Origin of the sequence: Myxococcus sp. RHSTA-1-4 (assembly GCF_020037125.1) — a bacterium.
In the GTDB taxonomy this organism is placed as follows: domain Bacteria; phylum Myxococcota; class Myxococcia; order Myxococcales; family Myxococcaceae; genus Myxococcus.
Map to the genome: position 1 here is coordinate 25,599 of NZ_JAIQDG010000063.1, position 9,804 is coordinate 35,402.

A 9,804-nucleotide genomic window follows, 5' to 3' on the forward strand; every position below is an offset into this window, starting at 1 on the left:
GATGCACCCCCAGCCCGGTTCGGAAGATGGGACTGCTCACCGCGCAGTCAAGAGGCCGGGCGGTGCAGGACGAAGCAGCCGCGGGGACTCGTAAGGACCGGGGTGGGTCCGGACAGCGGTGGAAAGCCGCCATTGCGAAGCGGGAGGAGGGGCGCTCCCGTGTTGGCCATGGACATTCAGGGCGGGCAGTCCGTGGCGCGGCTTTGCATCCTTTCAGAGGATGCGCACCACGACGTGCTCGGGGGGACGTCGTGGGGACCGGAGGACGTCGATGGGGTCTCAGTCCATTCTCCGCTTCATTCCGGTCCTCGCCGCCCTCGTCCTCCTTCCGGGAGAGGCGTGGACGGAGGCGGGCGGTCCGCCCGAGGCGGAGGTGAAGGCCGAGTTCCTGGAGCGCTTCACCCGGTTCATCGACTGGCCGCAAGGTGGGTTCAAGAATCCGGAGGCTCCCTTCGCCCTCTGCCTGCTGGGGCGCACCCCGCTGGAGCCCTATCTGGCGAGGATGGCCCGGACCCGCCGCATCAAGGACCGCTCCATCCAGGTCCGGACGCTGGCCGGGCCGGGCGAGGTGGAGGGCTGCTCGCTGGTCTGGATTTCCCCCGAGGCCGCAGGCTCGCTGGAGCAGGTCCTGGAGCGCACCGCGGGCAAGGCCATCCTCACCGTCGGGGACACCGAGGGGCTGGCCGCGCGCGGAGCGCACATCAACCTGAAGCGGGAGGGAACCCGGCTGACCTTCGACATCAACGTGGCCCAGGCGAAGCGCAGTGGGCTGCGCTTCAGCTCCCAGTTGCTGCAGCTGGGAAACCTGGTGGGCGGGGAGGCTCCCCCATGAGGCCCTGGGAGACGCTCTCGCTCCGGAGCAAGCTGACGGTGCTGCTCTTCATCGGCTTGCTCGTCCCCATGGGAACAGGGCTTGGAATCGTCGCCGCGAGGGACATCCGTGCCTTCCGGGAGGACCTCATCTCCACGACCTCGCTGGCCGCGGCCGTCGCCAGTGAGTACAGCGCCGCGGCGCTCGCCTTCCAGGACGAGGTGGCCGCGCGGCAGACCCTCGCGCGGCTGTCTTCGCTCCCGGAACTGGAGCTCGCCGAGATTCAGGACACGCAGGGCCGGCTCCTCGCGTCCTATCTCCGTCCGGGGGTCTCCGAGGGCGTCCCGCTGCCCGTCCTCCCCCTGGAGGGGCGGTGGGTGCGGCTGGATGACGAACACCTCAACGTGGTCCAGCCCGTCATCCACGGTGGGGTGCGCTACGGCAGCCTGCGCCTTCAGACGTCGACCGTCACGCTCCAGGCCCGCATCAACGCCTATCTCCTCGGGATATTGCTGGTGGCGGTCGGGGTGGCCGGGCTCGCGCTGGGGATGGCGTTCCTGCTGCAGCGCCTCATCACCCGGCGCATCCTCGCGCTGGCGGAGGTGGCGCGGGTGGTCGCGGAGAAGGGCGATTACTCCGTCAGGGCCCGGAAGGTGAGCGACGACGAGCTGGGCTTCCTGGCCGACGCCTTCAACACCATGCTGGTGGAGGTGGAGCGCCGGCAGCGGGAGGCACAGGAGGCCATCCGCGTGCGGGAGGAGTTCCTCTCCATCGCCTCACACGAGCTGCGGACTCCGCTCACCCCACTCAAGCTGGAGGTCCAGTCGCTCACGCGGGCCGCCGCGCGAGGCACCTTGTCGGACCAGGGGACGGGGCTGCTCCAGAGGGATCTCGGGCTCATCAGCAAGCAGCTCCGGCGGCTGGAGACCCTCATCTACAACCTGCTGGATGTCTCCCGCATCACCAGCGGCAAGCTCCAGCTGGACCTGGAGGAGGTCGACCTCGCGGCCCTCATGCGGGAGGCCGTCCAGCGGCTCTCCGAGGAGTGCCGGGCCGTCGGCTCCGTCATCTCCCTGGACGCGGAGCAGCCGGTGGTGGGGCGGTGGGACCCGGCGAGGTTGGACCAGGTGTTGAGCAACCTCCTGTCCAATGCCCTCAAGTACGGAGCAGGCGGGCCCATCGAGGTGGCGGTGGGCGAGCGGGAGGGCACCGCATGGTTGAAGGTCACCGACCATGGGGTGGGCATCGCCGTGGAGGACCAGGCGCGCATCTTCGACCGGTTCGAGCGCGCGGTGTCGGTGCGCCACTACGGCGGCCTGGGGCTGGGGCTCTACATCGCCCAGAGCATCGTCATCAGCCACGGGGGACACATCTGGGTGGAGAGCCAGCGGGGCGCCGGGGCGACCTTCATCGTCGAGCTGCCCGTGGAAGGTCCCCCATGGGAGCGCATCAGCACGGGCCGCTGAGCGGTCCAGGCTAGGGAGTCGTCAAGACCTCGACGAAGTAGTACTCCGCCGAGTACGGCACCCGCTCGCGTTTGCCCACGTCCGCCGTGCCGCCGCATCCGCTTCCTGGCGCAATGCCTCCAGCGGTGTTGAGTCGCAGCACGTAGCCGAACCGGGTGCCATCGGACGTGGTGGCGGAGAACACCTCGGACGGGAATGCCTGGTCGACCCGCGCGACGTTGGCGACTCGCAGCAGCGGGACATTGTCCGCTCCGTTGGGCACCGAGGCCTCGGTCGCGCCGATGAAGAGGCTCTGGCCCGAGGTGGGCGAGCTCGCGGCAAGCGGTGGCGCGGACACCCGCCATGACGGGCCGGCGGCGGGTGTGCCGGTGGGCGGTCCGTAGTCGATGCCACCCGGGTAGAGGAAATGGTCGAGGACCAGCGTGTCGAGCCCGGGGATGGGCTGGGTGGTGATGGGCTGGAGACCCGCTTCGGGCCGGAGAAAGCTCCAGGCGAAGGCCCCCGCGTTCTGCCGGCACTCGTAGACCTGGGCCGCTGGCGCCGACCGCGTGTAGTCCGGTGGGACCTCCGTGGAGCTCGTACCCAGGGGAGGTGGGTCCGAGGGCGTGGAGACCGTCTGGTAGGCGGCTACGATGCGCGCGGAGGGCCGTGACTCCGGAGCATTGCCGAGCAGCTCGCGCAGGTTGTACTGCGTGCCTCCGAGTGTCACCTGCAACAGCGAGTCCGGCACGTTGTCCGGCAGCTCCGTGGGCGCGTCCTGGGAGATCCTCCGGATGGCCTCGGTGGCGGTCCGCGCGTCGTCGGGCTGGTCATCGTCGTCATCGTCGCACCCTCCAACGGCCAGGACTCCGAGCGTGAGCGTGGCCAGGCCACGGATGCGGCGCAAGCAGGTTGGCTTCAAGGCGGTCCTCCCCGGGAAACGGAGGGACACGGTGGCCGAGGCTCGCCGCTCCGGCAATCCAGCCGACGGAGCAGGGTGTGTTCACCTCCAGACGACGAGGAAGGACTGGGGGCTCACGTTCGCGCCGCCGCGATGTGAGCCCTCCGCGCCAGGCGGTGGAACGAAGGGCCGCCCGGCCGCGTCTGTTCCGGCGCGGCCGGGCGGGCAGCAGGCCGCCCGGGCGATGGATGCACGCCCGCTCCGTGGGCACCTGGCATGACGGCGCCTCCATCCGCACTTCTATGGGGCGGAGGCGCACATGGCTCGATGCGAAGTTTGCGGAAATGACTACGAGATGGCGTTCCAGGTCATCACCGCGGGGGTGACCCACACATTCGATTCGTTCGAATGTGCCGTCCACAAGCTCGCCCCCATCTGCGAGCACTGCGGCTGCAAGGTGCTGGGGCACGGGGTGGAGGCCCGGGGAGCGTTCTACTGCTGCGCCCACTGCGCCCATGCGCGCGGAGTCATGGAGATCGTGGACAACGCGGACCACGTGCACGCGCAGCCGAGCTGAGCTACGCGCTGCTCCGCAGCGGCGCGCGTTCCGCCCGCTCGAGCAGCTCCTCGAGCTCCCAATGGTCGTCGGCGTGGGCGCCGTAGTGCACGTCCAGGATTCGCCCGTCCGGGGCCACCAGGAAGTCCGCGGGCAATCCCAGGTGTCCGCCCTCTCCGGCGAGCGGATTCGAGGGCGCCCCCACCATTCCGCGGACACCGGCCCCCCACGAGCGCGGGTCGAGGATGGAGCGGAGCGAGCGCTCGACCCCGAAGGCGCGGTACCAGATGCGCTCGGGGTCGGGAACCACGGGAAGGGGAAGGTCCGCGTGGTAGGGGCGCAGGCTCTCCGCGGACGAATGGAAGAAGGCCACGCTCGTGATGCCGGCCGCTTCCAGGCGGGACAGCCCCCGCGCGAAGGAGCGGAGGTGCAGGCTGCAGATGGGGCAGCCCGCGAAGCGGCGGAACTGCAGGTGGACGAGTCCGGGCCCCGGCACCTGGAGACGGCCGTGGGACAGCGTCTCCAGGGAGAAGGGGGAGAGGATTTCACCGGCCACGCGGCGGGAGGACGAAGAGGTCATGCCCGGAAGATTGGGAGCTGGGCGGCCATGCCGCCAATCGATGTGATGCATGAGCGACATGGTGTATGTCGATGCGATGTTCGGAAACCTGGACCCCTCCCAGCTCGTGGCGCTCCATGCACTCCTGGAAGAGCGCCACGTCACGCGCGCCGCCGAACGCGTGGGGCTCACGCAGTCCTCGATGAGCCACCGCTTGAAGCAGCTCCGGGAGGCCCTGGGAGATCCACTCCTCGTGCCGGCGCGGGGAGAGCTCGTGCTCACTCCACGCGCGGAACGCATCGCGGGCCCGCTTGCCAGCGCGCTGCAGGCCTTGTGGAGCTCCGTCGCCGAGCCCCCCGCCTTCGAGCCGGGCCGGGCGCGGCTGAAGTGGACCATCGCGCTGCCGGACCTCCTCGTGCCGCTCGTGCCCGGGCTCCTCGATGAGCTGGGGGCGCAGGCGCCGGGTATCGACCTGCGCGTGATGAACATGCCGGCGGAGCTCACGGAGGGCTTGAGCCAGGGCCACCCGATGGCCGCCGTCGCCCCCACCGCGTTCGTGGGCCCCAGCATCCTGGCGCGTCCCCTGGGGCGGCTGCGTTTCGGCGTCACGGCCCGGAAGGGACATCCCCTCGGCAGGAAGCCACTCACGCTCGAGCGCTGGCTCGCCTACCCCCATGTGGTCGTCCGCATCGACAACGGCTGCACGAATGTGGTCTCTGGCGAGCTCGCGAAGCGCGGCCTCGAGCGTCGCGTCGGGCTCGAGGCGCCGAGCTTCCTCGCCGGACTCTTCGTCGTCGCCCGGTCGGACCATCTCTTCAACGTACCGATACCGCTCGTGGACGAGGTCGCCGAGTCCCTGGCGCTCACGGTGCGCGAGGCGCCGCTGCCCTTGCCGGAGGTCCCGCTCGCCCTCGTCTGGCACGAGCGTTTCCATGCGGATCCGGCGCACCAGTGGACGCGGGAGCTGCTCTTCCGGGTCGTGAGCCGACGCTTGAAGCGCGCCTGAGATAGCGGCGCAACGGCAAGTATCTCCAGCGGTGGCGATATGCACCCGGCGTGCGTGCATTCGAAGGGTGCCGCACGGACCGGGCGGCATTCATCCTCGGCACCGAGGGGGAGTCCATGCTGGAACGAAGAGCGGCCGCGCCTCGCGGCCTCCTGTTCAACTGAGCGGGATGGGGCGCCCTCCTCGGAGGAGGGGAGGGCGCCCGCTGTACGGCACCCTCCCGGCAGGCCCTTGCCCGCATGCTCGGACAGATAGGGGCGCGCATGACGATATTCCGCCCATGTCGCGGCTCGTCATGGGCCGAGGCACCCACTGATTCGGAGCGAATCCGACGCGCGAGGAGGAGTACCCGTGCTGAACACCGAGCTCGTTCGCGAGCCCCCTCTTCACCTTGAAAGCCGCCGCCTGCTCGCCGAGGCCCGGAGGGTCGTCCCGGAGGCCTTCGACGCCCAGGGGCGGCTGCTCTCGCCCATCGCCGGAACGTGGGCCCGGCCGCCCGCCTGGTTCAATGCCGTCTCTCCCATTGATGGGAGGGTCCTCGCCGAGCTTCCGCTGCTCGACGCCGCCCAGGTCGCCGAGGGCGTCGAGCAGGCAGCGGCGGAGTTCGCGCCCTGGGCGGCCCGTCCGTTCGAGGACCGCGCCCGAGTCATCGCGGAGGCGGTGGAGCTGCTCAGGGAGCACCGGGAGTTGCTCGTCCGGATGCTGGCGTGGGACATCGGCAAGACGCTGCCCACGGCCTGCAACGACGTGGACCGGTGTCTCTCGGGCATCGAGTGGTACCTGGAGCAGATGGGCGAGATGCTCGAGGACCGGACGCCGCTCGGCCTCGTGTCGAACATCGCCTCGTGGAACTATCCCTTCTCCGTGTTGCTGCTCAACGTGCTCGTGCAGGCGCTCGCGGGCAACTCGGTCATCGCGAAGATTCCGACCCAGGGCGGCGGTGTCTCACTCACCATTGCCTTCGCCCTGCTGCGCCGCGCGGGCCTGCCCGTCTCGCTCGCCGGCGGGCGCGGCAGGGACCTCTCCGAGGCACTCGTCGGCCACCCTCGCATCGCGGGCGTCGCCTTCATTGGTGGCCGCACCAACGGCGCCGAGGTCCACCGCCGCCTGCGCGACACGGACAAGCGCTACGCGCTGGAGATGGAGGGCGTGAACGCCTACGCGATTACGAACTTCACGGACTGGAACGCGCTCGGCAGACAGATTCGAGCGGGCTTCGACTTCGGCAAGCAGCGCTGCACCGCCTATACCCGCTGGGTCGTCGAACAGTCGCTCGTCCCGAGGTTCGTCCGGACGTATGTCGACGCCGTGTCGACGTTGCGCGTCGGCAACCCGCTCCTGGGCGCGCACGTGGACTTCGGGCCGCTCATCTCCACGAGCAAGGCCGAGGAGCTTCGCTCCCGCATCGCCGAAGCGCGGGAGCTGGGCGCGGCGGTGCTGTACCAGGGGGAGCTCGCGGAGGACGCCTTCACCGCGTGGCAGGAGCGGGGCGCGTATCTGCCGCCCTCCCTGCTCCTGGGTGTCCCGCGAGACAGCGAGCTGTACCTGCGCGAGCCCTTCGGCCCCGTCGACGTGCTGGTGCCGGTGGATTCCGAGGAGGAGCTGGTGAGGGAGGCCAACGTCTCCAACGGCGCGCTCGTGGCCTCGGTGGCGACGGACGACCCCGAGCTCGCAGAGCGCATCGCCGCGAGGCTGAACGCCTTCAAGGTTGGCATCAACACGCTGCGCTCGCGAGGCGACCGCGAGGAATCCTTCGGCGGCAGGGGCGGCTCGTGGGCGGGCGCCTTCGTCGGCGGCACCTACCTGGTGCGCGCCTTCACCGACGGTCCCCATCCCATCGAAGGCAACTGGCCGGACTGATGGACACCTGCGACGGTCAGGCCGCTCGTGATGGCAATTCGCAGTGCTCCGAGAAGCCCGCGGGAGGAATGCCCAGCCCCTGGATGAGGCGGCCCCAGTAGTTGACCTGGGCCGCCGTGCTCGCGAGGACGACCAGCTCGCGCTCGGTGAAGTGCGCTTTCAGCTCCGCGACCAGCTCGGGTGGGACGGAGATGGGACTGCGCGACAGGGCCTTGCAGTAGCGCAACGCCAGCCGCTCCGCCGGGGAGAAGCTGTCCACCGCGTCCACGTCGGCGCCTCCCCGCAGCGCTTCCAGCTCCTCCGGCTGGAGTCCCGCCTTCCGGTACTCGGCGGAGTTCATGTCGATGCAGAAGGGGCAGGAGATGACGAACGAGGTCTGCACGCGGACGAGCTTCAACATCCGCTCGTCCACGCGGCCCTCGCGGTGGGTGATGAGCGCTTCCAGGACTCCCGAGCCCAGGGCCGCCCGCGGATACCAGGCGAGGAGCCTCGCGGGCAGCAGGACCTTGCCGGTGAGCCGTTCGGAGAACCAGATGCCAATCCTCAGGTACCAGGGAATCCGGGCCGGAGGCGCGATGAAGGCGTGCATGGCGGGAGCCTGCCATATCCCGCCCGACGGTCGCAGAGACGGGAAGAGAAGCCCGCTTGAGCTCTTCTACTGTGCGGCCGTACGGAAACCGTCCGCCTGGCGCGCCCACTCCGCGCCCAGGAGCATCGGCAGGAAGTGCGGGAAGTCCCTGTCCGGGTAGCGCCGGGTCACCGCCTCCGTGATGCGTGCGAACGCTTCGGGTGTGTACGGCCCCCGGGGATGCTCCGCCGCGACCGCTTCGACCACGGCGTTGAGATACTCCGTCTGCTGGTCGAGCAGCTCGGGTCCTCCGGTGGGGCCGTGCCCCGGGTGGATCCACTTCGGATTCAACGCACGCAGCTCGTCCAGGCGCTTGAGCCACTCGTCGGCGCGTCCGTTCTCGAACCAGCCATGGCTGCCGTTCGCGACGAGGTCACCCACGAACAGGTGTCCTTCCCACTCGACGGCGACATGGGCCGGGCTGCACCCGCTGCCCAGCACGTGCGCCTTCACCGTGACGCCACCGGCGCTCAGTTCCGTGGTGTTACTTCCGAAGCTGTCGGGGAGCGTCAGGTCGCGCGGGTAGAGGGCCTGCGAATACTTCTTGAAGAAGGCGGGGGCCCACCTGTCGTGGACGTCGGGAATGCGCTCTCGCACCTGCTCGGAGGTGAGAATCGGAACCCCGAGGTCCTTCACCCAGGCCGTGCCGTTGAAGCGGTCGGGGTTCGGGTGCAGGACGATGGCCAGCTTGACCTTCTTGCCCGTGGTCCGCTCCGCGTAGGTGATCAGCTTCCGCAGCGCCGTCGGCACGAACTGCGTGTCGATCAAGACGAGCCCGTCGGGGCCCTCAATCCAGTACGAGGACGTCTTGAACGACCACTGGCCCGAGATGTACTGGCCGACTCGCGCGTCTCCCTGCTCCTGTGCGGAGCTCGAGTACCAGTGGCCGTCCCTGGCAGTCCGGGGGGCGGCACAGCCGAGGCTGAACAGGACGGCGAGCGAAGCCACGAGCGCGAGTCTCATGGGCATCGAGCATAGCGCTCATCCCTCGCGAGGCTGCGCACGGACCTTCGACCGGCCCCTCCCGACCTCCAGGCACACCTTCCACTCATCCTCGAGCAACTCCTCCGACGGCGGGGGCTTGTGCTGGCGACGCAGTTCGTCACCCGCCGGCGATGCCCACGAGGCCCGAGTCGGCCGGGTCTCCATCCATCAGCGCGCCGTGGACGATGATGTCTCCCAGGACGACGACGGTCCCCGACAGGTGGACATGGCCGTGCAGCTCCAGTGGCTCCTGGTAGACGACGAGCTGGTCGTAGCCCGTGCCCAGCGTGATGAACGTGTCCTCACCTCGCGTCTCCGTCTCGGAGAAGCTCGGGAAGGTGGCGACGGGCCCGCCCAGCCGCTTCAGCGCATGGGCGAGGATGAACTCCCAGTCCGGAGGGCTGCGGGCCTCGGGAATCTAGATGGGCTCGAAGGACGTGCGCTGGAGGGCCGCGTCCAGCGCCTCGGCGAGGCTGTCGAGCCACTTCTCTCGCAGGCGCTTCTGCTCGGGCGTGGGCCAGGCGGGCTCTCCGCCCCATTTGTCGACAAGCTGCCCGCCGGGAACGCGGGTGCGCAGGTCGTTGAGGGTCTCTTCGATGTCTTGGCGGCGCGGGTGCATGAGACCCGTCGCCTCATGCAGGACGCGGATGAGTCCTGCCATGGAGCCGCCTCGGCCACGCGGTATCCGCAACGGTAACCCGGACATATTCGGAGTGCCGGGAGACCGAGCACCCGCGAAGCTCCAGGCCCTGTCGCCCATGTCACGACTTCTCGCCATGTCAGCCCCCCGGGCCGCCGTGCGTGGAATGGAGCCTCCGTTCCGCGCGGCCCGCGCAGCCCGCACCGCTTCATCAGCCTTACCTCTCCCGCCTTGTCACCTGCCCGGGCCGCCGTGCGTGGAATGGAGCCTCCGTTCCGCGCGGCCCGCGCAGCCCGCACCGCTTCATCAGCCTTACCTCTCCCGCCTTGTCACCTGTCCTGAGCCGCCATGCGTGGAATGGAGCCTCCGTTCCGCGTGACCCGCCAGGTCCTCGCCGGTGGCGGGCTCCAGCCT

The 9,804-nt window shown here is 69.7% G+C and carries 10 protein-coding genes; 5 read left to right on the plus strand and 5 right to left on the minus strand.

Translation table 11 applies throughout. The features are described from left to right. Positions 1–271: 271 nt before the first annotated feature. Both K8638_RS42845 and K8638_RS42850 read left to right on the plus strand, forming a co-directional pair. On the plus strand, positions 272–832 hold the full coding sequence (locus K8638_RS42845; RefSeq protein ID WP_223760564.1) for a YfiR family protein: 561 nt from the start codon (positions 272–274) through the stop codon (positions 830–832). Beyond that, on the plus strand, positions 829–2,277 hold the full coding sequence (locus K8638_RS42850; RefSeq protein ID WP_223760565.1) for an ATP-binding protein: 1,449 nt from the start codon (positions 829–831) through the stop codon (positions 2,275–2,277). Before K8638_RS42845 ends, K8638_RS42850 begins: the two co-directional genes overlap by 4 nt. A 10-nt stretch (positions 2,278–2,287) precedes the next feature. On the opposite strand, the gene K8638_RS42855 is transcribed toward K8638_RS42850, so the two are convergent. Next, positions 2,288–3,178, minus strand: coding sequence for a DUF3455 domain-containing protein (locus tag K8638_RS42855; protein WP_223760566.1), 891 nt, complete (start codon positions 3,176–3,178; stop codon positions 2,288–2,290). Between the two features lie 298 nt (positions 3,179–3,476). Here K8638_RS42855 and K8638_RS42860 point away from each other — a divergent pair, with 298 nt between their 5' ends. Then, positions 3,477–3,734, plus strand: coding sequence for a hypothetical protein (locus K8638_RS42860; protein WP_223760567.1), 258 nt, complete (start codon positions 3,477–3,479; stop codon positions 3,732–3,734). Between the two features lies 1 nt (position 3,735). Here the strand turns inward: K8638_RS42860 and K8638_RS42865 are convergent, their stop codons facing one another. After that, a complete protein-coding gene (locus tag K8638_RS42865; RefSeq protein ID WP_223760568.1) occupies positions 3,736–4,293 on the minus strand; it encodes a peroxiredoxin-like family protein in 558 nt (185 codons plus the stop codon). Between the two features lie 49 nt (positions 4,294–4,342). Between K8638_RS42865 and K8638_RS42870 the strand changes: the two genes are divergently transcribed. Beyond that, complete coding sequence (locus tag K8638_RS42870; RefSeq protein ID WP_223760569.1) at positions 4,343–5,278, plus strand: LysR family transcriptional regulator; 936 nt, start codon at positions 4,343–4,345, stop codon at positions 5,276–5,278. A 351-nt stretch (positions 5,279–5,629) separates the two neighbouring features. Beyond that, entirely contained in the window at positions 5,630–7,138 is a 1,509-nt protein-coding gene (locus tag K8638_RS42875) for an aldehyde dehydrogenase family protein (protein WP_223760570.1), read from the plus strand. 16 nt (positions 7,139–7,154) lie between these two features. Here the strand turns inward: K8638_RS42875 and K8638_RS42880 are convergent, their stop codons facing one another. The 3 genes from K8638_RS42880 to K8638_RS42890 all read right to left on the minus strand — a co-directional run bounded on the left by K8638_RS42880 (position 7,155) and on the right by K8638_RS42890 (position 9,369). After that, positions 7,155–7,727 carry a carboxymuconolactone decarboxylase family protein gene (locus K8638_RS42880; protein ID WP_223760571.1) on the minus strand — a complete coding sequence of 191 codons (573 nt, stop codon included), beginning with the start codon at positions 7,725–7,727 and terminating at the stop codon, positions 7,155–7,157. Positions 7,728–7,793: 66 nt separating this feature from the next. Continuing rightward, positions 7,794–8,735: an MBL fold metallo-hydrolase gene (locus tag K8638_RS42885; protein ID WP_223760572.1), complete on the minus strand. Its 942-nt coding sequence runs from the start codon at positions 8,733–8,735 to the stop codon at positions 7,794–7,796. 433 nt (positions 8,736–9,168) lie between these two features. Beyond that, positions 9,169–9,369: a hypothetical protein gene (locus tag K8638_RS42890; protein WP_223760573.1), complete on the minus strand. Its 201-nt coding sequence runs from the start codon at positions 9,367–9,369 to the stop codon at positions 9,169–9,171. Between the last annotated feature and the right edge of the window lie 435 nt (positions 9,370–9,804).

What these genes read in the sequence shown, in the direction of transcription:
- K8638_RS42845 (WP_223760564.1), top strand. Translation starts at nt 272, where the DNA reads ATGGGGTCTCAGTCCATTCTCCGCTTCATTCCGGTCCTCGCCGCCCTC.
- K8638_RS42850 (WP_223760565.1), top strand. Translation starts at nt 829, where the DNA reads ATGAGGCCCTGGGAGACGCTCTCGCTCCGGAGCAAGCTGACGGTGCTG.
- K8638_RS42860 (WP_223760567.1), top strand. Translation starts at nt 3,477, where the DNA reads ATGGCTCGATGCGAAGTTTGCGGAAATGACTACGAGATGGCGTTCCAG.
- K8638_RS42865 (WP_223760568.1), bottom strand. Translation starts at nt 4,293, where the DNA reads ATGACCTCTTCGTCCTCCCGCCGCGTGGCCGGTGAAATCCTCTCCCCC.
- K8638_RS42870 (WP_223760569.1), top strand. Translation starts at nt 4,343, where the DNA reads ATGAGCGACATGGTGTATGTCGATGCGATGTTCGGAAACCTGGACCCC.
- K8638_RS42880 (WP_223760571.1), bottom strand. Translation starts at nt 7,727, where the DNA reads ATGCACGCCTTCATCGCGCCTCCGGCCCGGATTCCCTGGTACCTGAGG.
- K8638_RS42885 (WP_223760572.1), bottom strand. Translation starts at nt 8,735, where the DNA reads ATGCCCATGAGACTCGCGCTCGTGGCTTCGCTCGCCGTCCTGTTCAGC.
- K8638_RS42890 (WP_223760573.1), bottom strand. Translation starts at nt 9,369, where the DNA reads ATGCACCCGCGCCGCCAAGACATCGAAGAGACCCTCAACGACCTGCGC.